Source organism: Gaetbulibacter sp. S0825 (assembly GCF_011777505.1).
Lineage (GTDB): Bacteria > Bacteroidota > Bacteroidia > Flavobacteriales > Flavobacteriaceae > Pontimicrobium.
Window position 1 is genome coordinate 317,641 of the sequence record NZ_JAATJT010000002.1, and the last position, 16,601, is coordinate 334,241.

The 16,601-nt window shown below is 30.6% G+C and carries 20 protein-coding genes; 14 read left to right on the forward strand and 6 right to left on the reverse strand.

What is annotated here, in order from left to right:
- Positions 1-67: 67 nt before the first annotated feature.
- Positions 68-910: a universal stress protein gene (locus HB672_RS09045; RefSeq protein ID WP_167611252.1), complete on the reverse strand. Its 843-nt coding sequence runs from the start codon at positions 908-910 to the stop codon at positions 68-70.
- A gap of 26 nt (positions 911-936) precedes the next feature.
- Entirely contained in the window at positions 937-1,785 is an 849-nt protein-coding gene (locus HB672_RS09050; protein ID WP_167611255.1) for a universal stress protein, read from the reverse strand.
- Positions 1,786-2,046: 261 nt separating this feature from the next.
- On the opposite strand from HB672_RS09050, the gene HB672_RS09055 reads away from it, so the two are divergent.
- Genes HB672_RS09055 through upp form a run of 4 tightly spaced genes read left to right on the forward strand, consistent with a single transcriptional unit; the run spans position 2,047 to position 4,504 of the window.
- Entirely contained in the window at positions 2,047-2,493 is a 447-nt protein-coding gene (locus tag HB672_RS09055; protein WP_167611258.1) for a DUF2267 domain-containing protein, read from the forward strand.
- A gap of 29 nt (positions 2,494-2,522) precedes the next feature.
- Positions 2,523-3,170, forward strand: coding sequence for a dienelactone hydrolase family protein (locus HB672_RS09060; protein WP_167611261.1), 648 nt, complete (start codon positions 2,523-2,525; stop codon positions 3,168-3,170).
- A gap of 12 nt (positions 3,171-3,182) precedes the next feature.
- Positions 3,183-3,827: a phosphoribosyltransferase family protein gene (locus HB672_RS09065; RefSeq protein WP_167611264.1), complete on the forward strand. Its 645-nt coding sequence runs from the start codon at positions 3,183-3,185 to the stop codon at positions 3,825-3,827.
- Between the two features lie 23 nt (positions 3,828-3,850).
- Complete coding sequence (gene upp, locus HB672_RS09070) at positions 3,851-4,504, forward strand: uracil phosphoribosyltransferase (RefSeq protein WP_167611267.1); 654 nt, start codon at positions 3,851-3,853, stop codon at positions 4,502-4,504.
- Between the two features lie 637 nt (positions 4,505-5,141).
- Here the strand turns inward: upp and HB672_RS09075 are convergent.
- From HB672_RS09075 to HB672_RS09090, 4 genes are all read right to left on the reverse strand, one after another.
- Complete coding sequence (locus HB672_RS09075) at positions 5,142-5,528, reverse strand: hypothetical protein (RefSeq protein ID WP_167611270.1); 387 nt, start codon at positions 5,526-5,528, stop codon at positions 5,142-5,144.
- A gap of 3 nt (positions 5,529-5,531) precedes the next feature.
- Positions 5,532-6,383: a universal stress protein gene (locus tag HB672_RS09080; protein WP_167611273.1), complete on the reverse strand. Its 852-nt coding sequence runs from the start codon at positions 6,381-6,383 to the stop codon at positions 5,532-5,534.
- Positions 6,384-6,470: 87 nt separating this feature from the next.
- The gene (locus tag HB672_RS09085; RefSeq protein WP_167611277.1) at positions 6,471-7,523 is read right to left on the reverse strand and encodes a response regulator; all 1,053 of its coding nucleotides are present in this window, start codon (positions 7,521-7,523) and stop codon (positions 6,471-6,473) included.
- Positions 7,523-9,403 (reverse strand): PAS domain S-box protein, encoded by a 1,881-nt coding sequence (locus tag HB672_RS09090; protein ID WP_167611279.1) that lies wholly within the window; start codon positions 9,401-9,403, stop codon positions 7,523-7,525. The genes HB672_RS09085 and HB672_RS09090 overlap by 1 nt, the downstream gene beginning before the upstream one ends.
- A 168-nt stretch (positions 9,404-9,571) precedes the next feature.
- Between HB672_RS09090 and HB672_RS09095 the strand changes: the two genes are divergently transcribed.
- The 10 genes from HB672_RS09095 to HB672_RS09140 all read left to right on the forward strand — a co-directional run bounded on the left by HB672_RS09095 (position 9,572) and on the right by HB672_RS09140 (position 16,601).
- Complete coding sequence (locus HB672_RS09095) at positions 9,572-9,988, forward strand: hypothetical protein (protein WP_167611282.1); 417 nt, start codon at positions 9,572-9,574, stop codon at positions 9,986-9,988.
- Complete coding sequence (locus HB672_RS09100; protein WP_167611286.1) at positions 9,985-10,371, forward strand: DUF302 domain-containing protein; 387 nt, start codon at positions 9,985-9,987, stop codon at positions 10,369-10,371. Before HB672_RS09095 ends, HB672_RS09100 begins: the two co-directional genes overlap by 4 nt.
- 1 nt (position 10,372) lies before the next feature.
- Positions 10,373-10,669, forward strand: a complete 297-nt coding sequence (gene trxA, locus HB672_RS09105; protein ID WP_167611292.1) for a thioredoxin — start codon at positions 10,373-10,375, stop codon at positions 10,667-10,669.
- Positions 10,670-10,678: 9 nt separating this feature from the next.
- On the forward strand, positions 10,679-11,377 hold the full coding sequence (gene deoD / locus HB672_RS09110) for a purine-nucleoside phosphorylase (protein WP_167611295.1): 699 nt from the start codon (positions 10,679-10,681) through the stop codon (positions 11,375-11,377).
- Between the two features lie 100 nt (positions 11,378-11,477).
- Positions 11,478-12,086, forward strand: a complete 609-nt coding sequence (locus HB672_RS09115) for a WG repeat-containing protein (protein WP_167611298.1) — start codon at positions 11,478-11,480, stop codon at positions 12,084-12,086.
- A gap of 6 nt (positions 12,087-12,092) precedes the next feature.
- A complete protein-coding gene (locus HB672_RS09120; RefSeq protein ID WP_167611301.1) occupies positions 12,093-13,172 on the forward strand; it encodes an efflux RND transporter periplasmic adaptor subunit in 1,080 nt (359 codons plus the stop codon).
- A complete protein-coding gene (locus HB672_RS09125; protein ID WP_167611304.1) occupies positions 13,172-14,434 on the forward strand; it encodes an FtsX-like permease family protein in 1,263 nt (420 codons plus the stop codon). The genes HB672_RS09120 and HB672_RS09125 overlap by 1 nt, the downstream gene beginning before the upstream one ends.
- Before the next feature lies 1 nt (position 14,435).
- A complete protein-coding gene (locus HB672_RS09130; protein WP_167611307.1) occupies positions 14,436-15,110 on the forward strand; it encodes an ABC transporter ATP-binding protein in 675 nt (224 codons plus the stop codon).
- A gap of 81 nt (positions 15,111-15,191) precedes the next feature.
- Complete coding sequence (locus HB672_RS09135; RefSeq protein ID WP_167611310.1) at positions 15,192-15,644, forward strand: hypothetical protein; 453 nt, start codon at positions 15,192-15,194, stop codon at positions 15,642-15,644.
- A gap of 66 nt (positions 15,645-15,710) precedes the next feature.
- Positions 15,711-16,601 carry a J domain-containing protein gene (locus HB672_RS09140; RefSeq protein WP_167611313.1) on the forward strand — a complete coding sequence of 297 codons (891 nt, stop codon included), beginning with the start codon at positions 15,711-15,713 and terminating at the stop codon, positions 16,599-16,601.

A 16,601-nucleotide genomic window follows, 5' to 3' on the forward strand; every position in this document is an offset into this window, starting at 1 on the left:
AATTATTTATTGACTTAAAAATAAGGTGTAATCGATGAAATCGAAATGATATAAATCAGTTTAAGATCTATTTCCTTGAAGGAATCACCATCAATGGAATATTTAAATGGAATCCCATTTGATTAATAGTTGATTTAAAAAACAAGTTTTCAAAAAATGACCGTTTATTATTTATCATTATCAATAAATTAATGCGAGCTCTTAATTGAAAATTGGTAATAGCTTCTGGGACATTTTGGTTCTTTACATCATGAAAAAGGTGCGCTACTTTTTTCATGCTTGATTCGAGTATTGATTTGTTTTTTTCTTGAGCACTTGTTAGACTATTACCAATAAAAGCATGTAAAATATTAACCCTAGAGATATGCTTTTGTGCAATTTCAATAATGGGTTTTAAATGTGCTTCCTGATATTCTATTTCATAATCTGTTGGAAATAGTATTTCGTGAGGTGTTTCAAAAGAAAAGTCACTTGGAATTGCCATTACAGGGCATTTCGCATTCTTTATAACATGGATGGTATTTGAACCAAATAACACACCTGTAACTCCACTTGCACCTTGAGTTCCCATAACGATAATATCCATGATGTTATTAGAGTAAAGGTCATCAATCTCTGAAGTAAGGCTATTAAAGGCTGAAATTTGTGAGAACGAATGTTTAGGATTATTAAATTCTGAATTTATTTTTTCTTGTAGCTCATCTAATCCATTTTGAGACACTTTTTTCATGGTGTCAATAATTCCTAATTGAGCAGAGCTTGACTGCATAAACTCAACTTGGTATATTATTGGAGTATAGGTATTTAGTAATACAAAATTACATTCTTGGTCTTTAAATAATTGAAGTGCATATTTTATAGCATTCCAAGAATTTTCAGAAAAATCGGTTGGCAACAATATTTTTTTCATGATGACTAAATTTTTGTATTGAACAGTTAACAGCGTCTAATATTTTGTAATGTTAAAAATGGAATATCTATATGTAAACTCATCTTGTCAATAGTAGATTGAAACAAGATACTTTCTAAAAATGAGTGCCTAGTATTTACCAATACCAACATATCTACTTTATGTTCTTTTAGATATTTATAAATGGTATTAGATATATTTTTCCCACTAATAGTTTTAAAATTTATACTGTTTTTACACAAAGTTTCCTTTATGAATTTTTGATTGTCCTCTTGTCGTAACGATAGTTTTTTACTCTTTGAAATGTACAACGCATCAATTACTGATCTATAAGAAAAAGCCATTTCACAAAGTAATTTAAGCTCTCTTCGCTTGTAAGGAATCATATAATCTGTAGGAAACAAAATGTGTTTTGGTTGTGTGTATTTATAATTTTCTGGAATTGCTAAAACTGGGCATTGTACATATTTTAAAATTTGTAACGTGTGGCTGCCAAAGGTTAATTTTCTATCATTGGTTTCACCACGAGTTCCCATAACGATAATGTCTATGTTTTCTTCATCCACAATTTTGTCTGCTTCATCCATAAGCATACTATTGGAAGATACTATAGTATAAGTATGCCTTGGATTTGGAGAAATTTCTTTTATTTTTTTTAAAGTATTTTCTAGTTGTTCTTGGGATTTATCACTTATAATTTTCGTGACTGTATCTAATGTTTCATTTTTTAACAGAGTAGTATCAGCATAAATTTTATCTTGATATGCATTCATAATAAAAAAATCACTTCGTTCATATTTAAACAATTCTAAAGCGTATTGAATCGCATTCATTGCATTATCTGAAAAATCTGTTGGAACTAATATTTTTCTCATGACTGTTCTAGTTTATTTAACGTTTAAAAGTACTATATCTAATTGATGTGTACTATGATATATATCAGATTGGATGTATTGGTATTGCTGTTGATATTTGTGTGAGGTTATTTCAAGATCTTGCATTAACAAGTAACATATTTGCTCCTTTTTTTAGCCGCGTTAACTCAATTTATTATAAATCTTTATTAATACTGATATATATCATTTGCTAAATTATTGGTAGTCACCAACTTTATAACTCACTAAAAATATAAAGTCATGGCACTTAATTTTAATCAATTTGCGGCAGAAGCAAATACTTTTTTAAAGGAATACTCAAAAGAAATAAATCTAGCTACCGATAAAGAAAAAGCTGGACGTATTCTATCTGCTATTTTACATGCTTTACGAGAGGTAATATCAGTTGAAGAATCGATACAGCTCATTGCGCAGTTTCCAATGTTTTTAAAGGCAGTTTATGTAAATGGATGGACAACTCATAAAAGAGAAAAGGTAAAAAATATGACCGAATTTATTGATTTGTGTAGGAAATATAGTGGTTTAACGTCGGTTCACGATTTTGAATCTGATGAAATAGCAGAAAATTATATAGACACAACATTTATATTATTACGCAGATACATTTCTTTAGGAGAATTAGAAGATATAAGATCCGAGCTTCCTAAGGATTTAAAATCTATGGTATACCATAATATTATGTTTTAGTCATTTTGTAATCTAAACCTAATTATAAAATGAATAAAATAAAAACATATAAAGAAATTGATATTCCTATAGGTGAAATTTACGTAAATGGAAATTTAAGGCAAGCACAAAATAGTAAAGGCATTATTTTGTTTTCTCATGGTAGTGGTAGTAGCCGATTAAGCTCCAGAAATAATTATGTTGCTGATATTTTATTGTATAACGGATTTTCTAGTTTGCTATTCGATTTATTGACACCACAAGAAGATGCTATTTATAACAATAGGTTTGATATAGAACTTCTCACAAAAAGGTTGGTTAGCGTTACTAAATGGGTTAAAAACAATGAAGAGATTAAGCAATTACCGCTTGGTTATTTTGGTGCAAGCACAGGAGCCGCATCTGCCCTTAGTGCTGCTGCTAAATTGGGAAAAGCTATCTCTGCCGTTGTATCTAGAGGAGGCAGACCAGATCTTGCTATGAAAGATTTAAGTCAGGTTAATACACCTACTCTTTTATTAGTTGGAGGTAACGATGGTGTTGTTATTGAGTTAAATAAAAAGGCAAAGGCAAACATTTCTGGAATTTGCGAATTAAAAATTATTGAAGGTGCTACTCATTTATTTTCAGAACCTGGAAAACTGGATATTGTTGCAAAAGAAACCAGCGATTGGTTCGATACATATTTAACCTTATAAAAAAATTATACGATGTTTAAAGATAGAATTGAAGCAGGAGAACAGCTCGCTAATAAATTGTTAGAATATAAAAACAATAAAAAAGCAATAGTGGTTACTATTCCTAGAGGAGGTTTGCCTATTGGACATATTATTGCAAAAAAACTAAGCCTTCCTTTAGAAATTGTTCTTTCAAAAAAGATTGGACATCCACTTCATAAAGAATTTGCAATTGGCGCTGTAACCCTAAATGACATTTTACTAAGTGAAGATGCTAGAGATATTTCAAATAGTTATATAGATAACGAAACGAGCAGAATTCGAGCTACTTTAAAACAACGTCAAGATATGTATTATGGAGTAAGTACACCTACAAATTTAAAAGACAAAACAGTGATTTTGGTTGACGATGGGGTTGCTACAGGTCAAACATTAATATCCAGTATCAATCTTATTCACCAACAACAACCTTCTCAAATAATTGTAGCATTACCAGTTGGGCCTCCTTCGGTTATTACCAAAATTAATAATATGTCGGCGGTAAAAAACACTATTTGCTTACTTACACCTTCAAATTTTCAAGCTGTTGGGCAATTCTATAAGGAATTTTATCAAGTTGATGATAGCGAAGTCATTAGATTATTAATGGAAGCTAACCAAAAGACAATTAAGGATTAATAAACTTTTAAATTCATTACACCATGACCCTTCATAATTTTAGTAAAGAAAATTCAATTTTAAATCAGTTTATTGCTGAATTAAGAGATGTCAATATCCAAAAAGATGCCATGCGCTTTAGGAAAAATATTGAGCGAATTGGAGAGGTTCTTGGTTATGAATTAAGTAAAACCTTGAATTATAAAGATAAAAAAGTAGAAACTCCTTTTGGTCACAAGAAGGTTTCAATGCCACAAAACAAGATTGTTTTGTGTTCCGTTTTACGTGCAGGTTTGCCTTTACATCAAGGACTTTTAAATTACTTTGATAAAGCCGAAAACGCATTTATTTCGGCATATAGACACCATAGAGATAATCAAGATGCTTTTAAGGTTATTGTAAAATACTTGGCTGCTCCTTCTTTAACCAATAAAATACTTGTGCTTTCAGATCCAATGTTGGCAACAGGTAAAACTCTTGAAAACGTTTATAGTGCATTAAAGAAGCATGGTATTCCAAAACAAATACATATTGTTTCGGTTATTGGTTCAAAATCTGGTGTGGAATATGTTAAAGAGATTTTCCCAGAATACACACATTTATGGATTGCCACAATCGACGATATATTAAGTAGTAAGGGTTATATAATTCCTGGGCTTGGTGATGCAGGGGATTTGTCTTTTGGCCTAAAACTCTAGACCAAAAAAGAAACAGGAAGTTTCGACTTCCTGTTTCTTCTGAAGACTTTAATTTAGTAACCTTTTCTAATCGCTAATATGCAATCATTACTGATTAAAATTAGCCTTTCAGTTAAAAAAAACAGCTTCAAACTCTCCATGGTAGGCTTTAGCATTTTGTAATAATAAAACCTATATGCTTTATAAAAAGCAGGAAGTCGAAACCTCCTGCTTTCCTGAAAAGTTCAATTATATTATTTCTCCTACAGCACTTCCAATAATTCTTTATTACTAAAAAACCATTAGAACCATAAGCCAAACTATAGCTTTGAACTCCTCATAACAGATTAAGCATTTTTCAACATTTAACCTGAATGTTTTATAAGAAACAGGAAGCCGAAACTTCCTGTTTCCCTTAAAGAGCTTAATTTCATTATCTAATTAATCAATATCCTAAACAACTTTATTGCTAAAGACATCTTAAAAAATTAATATCACTAAATAATAATTTTAAACCTTATTATGATCTATAAGGTCTTACGATTTATAGATCTATATTTTTAAATTTGTCAGTTTTTTAAAGAACGTTTATAATTATGATACTAATATATATGATATTCCCTTTATTTGAAATGATATATATCAGTTTTGGAAAAAATTAATACGGCAACACATTATAAGCTACATTTAAAAGAAAGAGCCCAATAAAAAAGAGTAGCATATAAATAACCTGAACCAGTTTTACGTTAATAAATTTTAGCCATGAAACGGTTTGCTTGGGTAATACAAATAATGATAATCCAATAAAAAGGGATGTCCACCCAATTAATGTAATTATTAGCTTATAGTTTGGTTCCCAGATATTATGAAATAGTATATTTAGCAATCCTATAATAATAGAGACAAGAGATGAAATGATTAAAAATTTCTCATCTTTTAAATCTTCAAATATTTGTTTTATACGTTTAGGATTAAAGCTTAAAATAAAAAAGAAAATGATAAGATACCATCCCCAGAATTTTGCTAAAAAAATTGAATTTTCCATAATTTAATTTTGTTGTTCGTGTAATACTAAAAAAGGTACATCTGTATGGTAACTTATTTCTTCTACAGTTGGCATAAATAAAATTCGTTGAAAATAATTTAGATTTTTTGCAACCATAGCTATCATGTCTATGTCTCTGCTTTCTACAAAGCATTGTACAGCATCTTCTATCTTATCATTGGTCAAAAAATGGAAGCTATGTTTATAACCATTAAAATAATCTTCCAACAGCTCCTTATATTTTTGTTGGTCTCTATTTAAAATTTCTTTCTTTTTGTTAATATGTAGAATTCTCAAAAAAGAATCAAACTCATCTAAAATCTCTGAGATAGGTTCCAATGTTTGGATATGATAGGACAATGCCAAATCCGTTGGGAACGCTATTTCTTTTATACTTGTATACTTTGCGTTTTCTGGAACTACAAGCGTTGTGCAAGATACTTTGGTTATAACATCTCCTGTATTGCTGCCAATAATAAATTTTTTTAATCCAGAAGAGCCTTTAGTACCCATAACAATCATGTCTATGCTCTTTTCTTGCACATGATTTCTAATAGATTCAATAAAAAAATTATAATCTGTGATTGTATAAAACTTATGGTTTTTATTGTGAGGTAGCTCTTTTGAAATTCGTTTTAAAAAATCGCGTAACTTTTTTTTTGCAAGTTTAGTTTGTACTTCTTCTATTGCTTCTGGAGTAGTTATATACGACGTGTCTACTGATGCTAAATTGCTTAATCTATTAACATGCAATAGGTAAAAGTGGCAATTGGATTTTTTAAAAAATTGGAGTGCATATTTTATGGCGTTCCATGAGTTTTTAGAAAAATCTGTTGGTAGTAATATTGACTTCATTGTAATCCCTCTTAAATATTACAAATTTAATAGCAAGAGGCGTTACGCAAAATGATATTCGTCATATTGATTGTTTACTAGAATATTTTAGTAGATATCTTTAAGTTTTTGAAGCTCCAAAATTTTAATATTTCTACCTTCAATAGCTATAAGACCTTGCTTTTTAAAATCGGACATGGTTCTTATCAACGTTTCTGTAGCTATTCCTGCAACACTTGCCAAATCGCTACGTGAAATTTTAATGGGGTCATCTGGTTTGCGGTTTAATTTTTCAGCAAATTTTAAAATAGTGGTAGCGGTTTTTTTGTTTACCGAACTGTAGGCCATTTGCAATAATTGATTTTTTATACCTGTAAGATCGTTTGTTAATAGTTGTATAAGCTCTATAGCAATTTTATGGTTTGTGTCGAGTATATTTTTGAGGTCATTTTTTAAAATACCAACCATTTCTACATCTTTAATAGCAGTTGCTGTTTCTTCATAAGGTGTGTTTTGGGTAAAAGATAAATAGCCAAATAAATCGTCTTCTTTATATAACCCTGTAGTGAGTTCTTTACCAAGTTCGTCAAGTTTATGGCACTTTACCACACCTTTGCTTATTAAATAAATATAATTGGAGTGGTCTCCTTCTGTATAAATTATTTCATCTTTTTGATATTTAAATTCCTCGCCATAATCATGAATATAATTTTTAAAATCGTTTAATGTTTTAATGTCACTTTCATCGGCCTCGGCATTGTTTTTGTTTTTATGTCGTTCGTCTTTTAATATAGAAGCTTTTGCCAAACGACTTTCGATAGCGCTAATTAAATCATCTTCACTAAAGGGTTTGGTTATATAGTCGTCGGCACCTAAATTCATACCTTTTCTTATATCTTGGTGCTCAGTTTTTGCCGATAGAAAAATGAATGGAATGTATTTTGTATCACTGTTTTTTGATAGTGCTTCGAGTACACCATAACCATCTAATTCTGGCATCATAATGTCACATACAATAATATCTGGCAAAATATTTTTTGCTTTATCGACACCTATTTTTCCATTAGAAGCTGAAATTACATTATAATTAGAAAGTTCTAATAATTCGGCAGTATTTTCTCTTAAAACTGTATCGTCCTCAATTAATAAAATAGTCTTCATTATTCTGCTGTATTAGGTATTTCTATAGTAAAAACAGACCCTTTGTTTTCTGTACTTTCAAAATAAATTTCGCCTTTTAAATTGTTTATATGGTCTTTAGCAATATTCAACCCAATACCTGTGCCTTGAGATAGTAGTGCATTTTCGGCTCTGAAATAACGATTGAATATGTTTTTTTGATCTTTTAATGGAATGCCAATACCTTGGTCTTTTACTTTAAAAATTGTAGTCTCTTTGGTTTGCACAACATCTATATCTATTACAGTGTTTTCTTCGGAGTATTTTATGGCATTATTCACTAAATTAGATAATGCCAGTTCGATGATTTTCTCATCTTGATGTAATGAAAGCTCGTCTATGTTATCTGGATAATTAATATGTTGACCTTCTTTTAATAACATATTTGCATTATAAACTACTTCGTTAACAACCTTGCTTACTTTAAAGGTATTAAATTTATAATTATAACTTCCTTTATCCAGTCTTTCAACCGATAAAAAATCGGTTAGTATGTTGTTTAGGTAAATTACTTCATCGGTGATAGTTTTAATGTGTTTATCTCGTTTATCCTGTTGACCTTCTAATTGATATTTGCTTAGTAGCATGGTCGATGTTAATATGCCACTTAAAGGTGTTTTAAATTCGTGAGATACTAAAGACAGGAACTTTGTTTTTAACTCATTGAGATTTTTTTCGGCAGCCAATGCAGCATTTAACTCTTCTGTACGTTTTGCTACGGTTTCTTCAAGTTTTTTGGTGTAATTTTTTTGTTCTGTAATATCTAATATAATGGCTACGTAGACGTCCCTTTCTCCTAGTTTTGATAATTGTAAATGCGTTTTTACTGGGTAATGTGTGCCATCTTTTCTATAATGGACTGTTTCGATTTCTAACTTTTCAATATTCTTATTTTGTAAAACATCAATTGTTTCTCTAAGCTCAATTTCATCGTTATATGGAGTTATATCAATTGGTGTCATGTTAATAAACTCATCTAAAGTATAACCAAGAGTCTTTTGCGCTCCATAATTCACATTAATAAATTTCAACGTTTTGGCATCAAAGACATGAATTTCGTTCACAGATTCATCAAAAATTTTGGCTAGATGATTTCTTTCTTCTTCTGTATTTTTTTTGTCTGTAATATCATTGAGTATTCCAATATAATTTGTGACAATCCCTTTCTTGTTTTTTATGGGTGTTATGTGTAAATCGTTCCAAAAGAGGGTGCCATCTTTTTTGTAATTTCTAAGTGTTACTTGACAACTTTCTCCTTTTTTAATTGCATTTTTAAGCTTGTTAATGGCTCCTTGTTGTCTATCGTCTTTTTGTAAAAATCTACAGTTTTTATGCAGTATTTCTTCTTTCGTATAGCCTGTAAGTTTTTGAAAAGCTGGATTAAAATATATAATAGGGTTATCTGGTTTTAAAGCATCGGTTATAACAATGCCATTGCTGGCGGATTTTAATGCTTTGTTCTTTAACATGAGCCTCTTTTTAATCTTCTTTTTTTCTGAGAGGTCATTAATCAAAGCCATTGTGTAAGGCTTGTTATAGATGGAAAATGGGTTTAACTCTATTTTTGCAGGAAATGTAATTTCATTTTTTTTGACGCCAAAAATATCCATAGTTTGCTTGCCCATTTCGCGACGTTTCTCTTCTTTTATGAAGCCTTTAAAATGTGCGGAATGATTTGTATGGTACTCTTTTGGAATAAGTGTATTTAGAGGCTTACCAATTAGTTCATTTTTGTGATAGCCAAAAAGCTTCTCTGCAGATTTGTTGATTTCCATTATAATTTGATGGTTGTCAACAATAACAACACTTTGAGAAATGGTTTCTAAGAGAATATTAAAAATTTCTTGGTCTTGTTTGAACATTTTTTTTATCAAAATTTATTAAGGATAGACCGAAACATAAAGATACTAAAGTTAAGAGTATCAATACTATTTGCAAGAATAAGTTTTTCAAATATTTATAGAACTGATTTATATCATACTTAAATTAAAGACTAGTACTTATTTTTATAAAGTTTAATTTCTTAGAATATGGACACTAAAAAAGAGGTAAATCATAAATTCTATCAGAACTTAGGAAAGTTGTTTTATGCCATGGCTGCTATAGATAATAATGTAAGGGCTGAAGAACTTGATAAATTAAAAGACGTTGTAAAAAAAGAATGGTTAACTACTAATTTTATTAATGCTGACTTTAAAAAAAATACAGAGCAATCGATTATAAATACGTTTAAATGGCTGCATGACGATAATGAGTATAATGCCGAAACATGCTACAATAGTTTTTTAACCTTTAAAAAGGAACATGAGCCATTGTTTACAGAAGGTATAAATACACTTATTTTAAAAACCGCAAGAGCTATAGCAGCAGCTTTTTCTAAAGTAAATAAATCGGAACTAATGTTATTAGCTAAACTGGATATGGAATTAAAAAATATTAAGTCATGAACTATTATTACAACACTATTGTAAATGGCTCTTTTGAAAGTATTGAAGCTAAAGTTAATGAGCTATTAAAAAAGGAAGGATTTGGTGTTCTTACACAAATAGATATGCAACAAACTTTAAAAAAGAAGCTTGATGTTGATTTCAAAAAATACAAAATATTGGGTGCTTGTAATCCGCCTTTTGCATATAAAGCATTACAAGTCGAAGATAAAATTGGTACCATGTTACCTTGTAATATTATTATTCAAGAACTTTCACCAGACAATATTGAAGTTTCAGCTGTTAATCCTTTAATAACAATGCAAACTGTAAGTAACGAAACGTTAAAAATTATAGCTTATGAGGTTAGTGTTAAGCTTGAAAACATTATAAATAATATATAAAATGAAGAGCAGTTTTAATAAGATTATCGATTCCCAAACACCTGTATTGGTTGACTTCTTTGCCGATTGGTGTGGGCCATGTAAAATGTTGGCTCCAATATTAAAACAGGTAAAAGAAGAACTTGGTGATGCTGTAAAAATAATTAAGATAGACGTTGATAGAAATCAACCTTTAGCAGCTAAATATCAAGTGCGTGGTGTGCCAACTATGCTATTGTTTAAAAGCGGAAAACAAGTTTGGCGACAGTCTGGTGTACTCCAAAAAAACGAGATTATAAATATCATAAACTCAAACTAAGCATACATTATGAGTACACATATAGAAGCTAAAAAAGGAGAAATTGCAGAAACAGTATTACTTCCAGGAGATCCAATGCGAGCCAAGTGGATAGCTGAGACATTTTTAGAAGACCACAAATGCTATAACGATATAAGAGGCATGCTTGGTTTTACAGGCTATTATAAAGGGAAGCGCGTTTCTGTACAAGGGACAGGAATGGGAATCCCTTCAGCTCTTATTTACTGTCATGAACTCATTAATGATTATGGTGTTAAAAACCTTATTCGTGTTGGCTCTACTGGATCATATCAAAAAGACATAAAAATACGAGATATAGTTATTGCTATGGCAGCTTCATCAACTTCAGGTATTAATAACTCTCGATTTATTAATGCCGATTATTCACCAACAGCAAATTTTGAATTATTTATGAAGGCTGCATTATATGCCAAAGAAAGTAATATCCCTATAAAAGCAGGAAATGTATTATCAGCCGACGAATTCTATGAAGACGATTTTGATGCGTATAAAAAATGGGCAGAATTTGGAGTGTTGTGTGTAGAAATGGAAACCGCAGGATTATACACAATCGCAGCTAAGTTTAACGTTAAAGCTCTTGCTATTTTAACAGTCTCAGATTCTTTGGTGACCAAAGAAAGAACAACTGCCGATGAGCGTGAAAGCACATTTGCTACAATGATTGAAATAGCATTAAATACTTTATAAAAAAGAGCCTATTCTATATGTTTTTTTGTTCTATGATGAATATCATTTTATAAGAGAACTAACAGCTATACTTTTGATATATAATTTTAAACTAAGCGTCATGAAAAAAATAATTATGTTTACGCTGCTAGTTCTTATTTCTGTTAGTAGCTTTACTCAAACCTTAGAGAACCTTGATTACATTTCATCATTTAACGATGATGTTGCAGCCATTAAAAAAGATAGCCAATGGGCTTTTATAAATAAAGATGGCGATATTGTAGTGAATTTTAGAGATGATTTGGTTACTACTAAATCTTCAGATGGTACTTATCCAATCTTTAAAAATGGAAGGTGTTTAATTTTAAAAGAAAAAGGTGGTATTTCGTATTTTGGTTATATAAATACTTCAGGAAAAACAGTTATTGAGCCTCGATTTTTAAACGCTACAAATTTTAAAAATAATATGGCAAAAGTATTAGAACTTGAAAAAGAGGAAATAGGAAAAAATACAGCCTTAGATAAAAATGTAGTTTATTATAAATATTATGAGGTAACTATAGATACCGATGGTAATGTGAAAGACTACCTAACTCAAAAGGGTGTTAACATAGTTTTAGATAGAGAATTTTTACGTAAGCCTCCAAAATTTAAAACAAAACAAATTTCAGATAATCTTGTTGCTGTTAAAAACGGAAAGGGTGAATGGACAATAAAAAGTATTAACTAATAGTTTATGAAATTAATTCGCATCTTTATTATTTCATTAATTATTTTTTCCTGTTCTAAAGAGCAGGATAAAATTCTTCCAACAGAAACAACTTTAACAGAATCGGTCTATTCATCTGTAACTATTCAACCAGATAGTCTGTATCAAGCTTATGCAATTGTTGCAGGTATTTTAGATGCTAATTTAGTAGATGAAGGTGCCTTGGTTTCAAAGGGAGAAACGATTATGCAAATTATTAATAACACGCCAAAGCTTAATTCACAAAATGCTAAGTTCGCACTGGATTTAGCGAAAGAAAATTATAATGGCAGTGCAGCTATTCTAAGTAGTATTGAGGAAGAAATTGCTGCAGCTAAACTAAAATATAAGAATGATTCCATTAATTATTTTAGACAAAAAAACCTCTGGGACAATAATATTGGTTCTAAAGCAGAGTTTGATGCAAGAAAGCTAAACTACGATTTGGCGTCAAACAATCTAAAACTCTTAAGTAGTAAGTATAACAGGACAAAGAATGAATTGTTAACTACTGTAAAACAAGCTCAAAACAACTATCAAACATCATTAATAACCACTAAGGATTTCGCAGTTAATAGTAAAATAAATGGGAAAGTCTATGCATTATACAAAGAGCCTGGAGAAATAATTACTACTATGGAACCTTTAGCGGCAATTGGTAGTGCTACCAATTTTATTATCGAAATGTTGGTTGATGAAGTAGATATTGTGCAAATTAGTGAAGAACAAGATGTTTTAATTAATTTAGATGCTTATGCAGATAAAGTTTTTAAAGGGAAAGTATCTAAAATATATCCTCAAAAAGACCAACGAAATCAAACCTTTAAGGTAGAGGCAATTTTTGAGAATCCTCCAGAAGTGTTATATCCTGGACTTTCAGGTGAAGCCAACATAGTAATTGCTACAAAAAACAAGGTATTATCAATTCCGAAATCTTACATCATTGATGGTAATAAAGTTAAAACAGATGAAGGTTTGGTTACCATTACAACAGGCTTACAAAACATGGAACTCATAGAGGTGCTTACTGGAATTGCCAAAGACACATATATTTATAACCCAGAATAATGGCAAACTGGAGCGTCATACTAAACATTGCCAAAACCCATTTGCTAACAAAGATTAAGCAAACATCTACAGCAGCTTTGGGTGTTACTTTTGGAATCGGTGCTTACATTACTTTAGTGTGTTTTATGACTGGATTGAATGGGATGTTAGATGATTTAATATTAAATCAAACGCCACACATTCATGTTTATAATGAGATTGAACCTTCAAAAAAGCAACCTATTTCACTATATGATAATGTAGAAGGAAGCTTTAATGTAGTGCATTCCATTAAGCCCAAACTAAGTCAAAAAAAGATTCACAATGCTTTACCAATTATAAAGTATTTAGAAGAGAATCCTAATGTGCGAGGTGCACTTCCACAAATAAAAACGCAAATATTTTATATAGCTGGTTCGATAGAATTGGGAGGTAATCTCACAGGCATCAATGCAGTTGATGAAGCGAGACTCTTTAATATGGGGGACTATATTGTAGAAGGTTCTGCCGAAGATTTACAAAATACAGATAATGGTATTTTACTTGGTATTGGTATAGCAGAAAAAATGTCTTTAAAAGTTGGCGATCGCGTACAGTTAAGCCCTATAAACGGTGGTATTTTTCCATTGAAAATAGTTGGCTTCTACCAAAGTGGCATTGCCGATTTAGATGCCATTCAAAGTTTTACCAATATTAAAACAGTACAACGTATTTTGGGTAAAGCCAATAATTATATTACCGATATTAATGTGAAGTTGTATGATATTGAACAAGCAATTCCAATGTCAAAAAAAATAGAACAGCAGTTTAACCTTACTGCTATGGATATTAAAACCGCAAACGCACAATTTGAAACAGGAACAACCATTAGGAATCTTATTACGTATGCTGTTTCCATAACATTACTTATCGTTGCTGGATTTGGTATTTATAATATACTAAATATGCTTATTTATGAGAAAATGAATGACATTGCCATATTAAAAGCTACAGGTTTTTCGGGTAAGGATGTACAACTTATATTTATGAGTCAAGCAATGATTATTGGTTTTGTTGGAGGTGTTCTAGGATTGCTTATTGGATATGGTTTAGTTAGATTAATTGATACAATACCATTTCAGACTGAAGCATTGCCTACAGTAGAAACATATCCAATAAATATGAATCCTTTGTTTTTTATAATTGGTTTTTCGTTTGCTATGGTTTCAACATTTTTAGCAGGTTATTTACCATCAAAAAAAGCAAAAAAAATTGACCCAGTTGAAATTATAAGAGGGCAGTAAAATGAGCATTGTATTAGAAGCCAAACATATCGATAAATATTTTAGAAAACCTGTACTGTTTCATGTTTTAAAAGACATAAATTTTCAGATTAAGAAAGGTGAATTTGCTTCTATAATGGGAAAATCGGGATGTGGTAAATCTACATTACTATACATTCTCTCTACTATGGATACGAATTACGATGGTGAGTTGTTTTTAAATAATGAGCTTATTACCAACTATCATAGAGATAAATTGTCATACATAAGGAATAAACATATTGGTTTTGTATTTCAATTTCATTATTTATTATCGGAGTTTTCAGTATTGGAAAATGTGATGCTTCCTGCCAAAAAATTAGCCGAAAAATCACTTCAGGAAATTGAGCATGATGCTATTGAAAAGTTAAAAATTCTTAACATTGGTCATTTAGCTAAAAAGCGTGCTTCCCGAATTTCAGGAGGCGAAAAACAACGCGTTGCTATAGCTAGAGCACTTATTAATAATCCTTCAATTATTATGGGAGACGAGCCTACAGGGAATTTAGATAGTCATAATGCCGAAAATGTATTCAACATCTTTGAGCGGTTAAGCAATGATCATGGTCTCTCACTTCTAATCGTTACTCATGATAAAGATTTTGCGAAGAAGACCGATAGAATTATTCAAATGGAAGACGGTAAAATTATCACATAATTTTTCTATTCATGATATTGGTCATTTCAAATAATTTCAATTAAAATTATCTTTAATCTATAATAATCCAATACCAATATTGTGAGCAATTATAGAAACAGACCCAAGGGAAATTATATCCAAGAAGCCTCTTGGCAAGAATTATATATGTTAACCGAAAGCTGGAAAAACGATTTAGAGTTTTACTTACTTGATATTGAATTTTTAGAACGTTTGGTTGAAACTTATTTTGTAAAATATCTTACAAATCAAAATTTTGAAGAGATAAGAGGGTTACAAAGAGAATTATTGGAAATAAATAGTAAGTGTGAAAATTTATTGAAACGTATTCAAATTCACTTTGATCATATTGTAGATTTGATTGATCAGCCTCTTTTGTATGATGAATCTATTTTTAGGACTGAGCATGAATTATTGGAAGATGAGATCTCAGAATTTGAAGTAATGTTAAAAGCAGTTAGATATGCTGTATTCACTATAACTAAAGATGTTTTAGAAAGTAAGAAACCAAAGTATATTTGGAAATATAATTAAACATATTTCATAAAAATCCTTAAGGTAAATTTTCAAACAATACATAAAAATTCATAGCAAAAGATAATGGCATTTATAGATTATTATAAAATTTTGGGAGTAGCCAAAAACGCTAGCGAGAAAGATATAAAAAAGGCTTATCGAAAATTGGCACGTAAGTATCATCCAGATTTAAACCCTAACGACAAGGTCGCCGAAAAGAAATTTAAAGAAATTAACGAAGCCAATGAAGTATTAATCAACCCTGACAACAGGAAGAAGTACGACCAATATGGTGAACATTGGCAAAATGCTGAAGCTTATGAGAAAGCAAAACAGCAACAGCAGTATTCCCAACAATATAGTACTCAAGGAGATTTTGGAGGATACTCTGAAGAAGACTTTTCAGATTTTTTTGAGTCTATGTTCGGTGGTAGTTCCTCCAGAACACAAGGAAGACAAGCTAAATTTAGAGGACAGGATTTTAATGCCCAATTACAGCTCGATCTTAAAGATGTTTACACTACCCGTAAACGCACCTTAACTGTTAACAATAAAAATATTCGCATTACAATTCCTGCTGGAGTAGAGAATGGTCAAGTCATTAAAATAAAAGGACATGGAGGCAAAGGTATTAATGGAGGTCCAAATGGCGATTTGTACATTCAGTTTTCAATTGTTAATTCAACACCATTTAAAAGAGATGGTGACAATCTATACACTTCGGTAGATTTAGATTTGTATAAAGCACTCTTGGGTGGAGAGATTACTGTAAACACCTTTGATGGAAAAGTGAAGTTGACTGTAAAACCAGAAACCCAAAACGGAACAAAAGTAAAACTTAAGGGCAAAGGCTTTCCAGTATATAAAAAACAAGGACAATTTGGTGATTTATATGTAACTTATAACATTAAAACACCAACAAAACTTTCAGCCAAAGAAAAAGAACTCTTTACAGAATTAGCTAAATTGAGATAA

What these genes read in the sequence shown, in the direction of transcription:
- HB672_RS09045 (WP_167611252.1), bottom strand. Translation starts at nt 910, where the DNA reads ATGAAAAAAATATTGTTGCCAACCGATTTTTCTGAAAATTCTTGGAAT.
- HB672_RS09050 (WP_167611255.1), bottom strand. Translation starts at nt 1,785, where the DNA reads ATGAGAAAAATATTAGTTCCAACAGATTTTTCAGATAATGCAATGAAT.
- HB672_RS09055 (WP_167611258.1), top strand. Translation starts at nt 2,047, where the DNA reads ATGGCACTTAATTTTAATCAATTTGCGGCAGAAGCAAATACTTTTTTA.
- HB672_RS09060 (WP_167611261.1), top strand. Translation starts at nt 2,523, where the DNA reads ATGAATAAAATAAAAACATATAAAGAAATTGATATTCCTATAGGTGAA.
- HB672_RS09065 (WP_167611264.1), top strand. Translation starts at nt 3,183, where the DNA reads ATGTTTAAAGATAGAATTGAAGCAGGAGAACAGCTCGCTAATAAATTG.
- upp (WP_167611267.1), top strand. Translation starts at nt 3,851, where the DNA reads ATGACCCTTCATAATTTTAGTAAAGAAAATTCAATTTTAAATCAGTTT.
- HB672_RS09075 (WP_167611270.1), bottom strand. Translation starts at nt 5,528, where the DNA reads ATGGAAAATTCAATTTTTTTAGCAAAATTCTGGGGATGGTATCTTATC.
- HB672_RS09080 (WP_167611273.1), bottom strand. Translation starts at nt 6,383, where the DNA reads ATGAAGTCAATATTACTACCAACAGATTTTTCTAAAAACTCATGGAAC.
- HB672_RS09085 (WP_167611277.1), bottom strand. Translation starts at nt 7,523, where the DNA reads ATGAAGACTATTTTATTAATTGAGGACGATACAGTTTTAAGAGAAAAT.
- HB672_RS09090 (WP_167611279.1), bottom strand. Translation starts at nt 9,403, where the DNA reads ATGTTCAAACAAGACCAAGAAATTTTTAATATTCTCTTAGAAACCATT.
- HB672_RS09095 (WP_167611282.1), top strand. Translation starts at nt 9,572, where the DNA reads ATGGACACTAAAAAAGAGGTAAATCATAAATTCTATCAGAACTTAGGA.
- HB672_RS09100 (WP_167611286.1), top strand. Translation starts at nt 9,985, where the DNA reads ATGAACTATTATTACAACACTATTGTAAATGGCTCTTTTGAAAGTATT.
- trxA (WP_167611292.1), top strand. Translation starts at nt 10,373, where the DNA reads ATGAAGAGCAGTTTTAATAAGATTATCGATTCCCAAACACCTGTATTG.
- deoD (WP_167611295.1), top strand. Translation starts at nt 10,679, where the DNA reads ATGAGTACACATATAGAAGCTAAAAAAGGAGAAATTGCAGAAACAGTA.
- HB672_RS09115 (WP_167611298.1), top strand. Translation starts at nt 11,478, where the DNA reads ATGAAAAAAATAATTATGTTTACGCTGCTAGTTCTTATTTCTGTTAGT.
- HB672_RS09120 (WP_167611301.1), top strand. Translation starts at nt 12,093, where the DNA reads ATGAAATTAATTCGCATCTTTATTATTTCATTAATTATTTTTTCCTGT.
- HB672_RS09125 (WP_167611304.1), top strand. Translation starts at nt 13,172, where the DNA reads ATGGCAAACTGGAGCGTCATACTAAACATTGCCAAAACCCATTTGCTA.
- HB672_RS09130 (WP_167611307.1), top strand. Translation starts at nt 14,436, where the DNA reads ATGAGCATTGTATTAGAAGCCAAACATATCGATAAATATTTTAGAAAA.
- HB672_RS09140 (WP_167611313.1), top strand. Translation starts at nt 15,711, where the DNA reads ATGGCATTTATAGATTATTATAAAATTTTGGGAGTAGCCAAAAACGCT.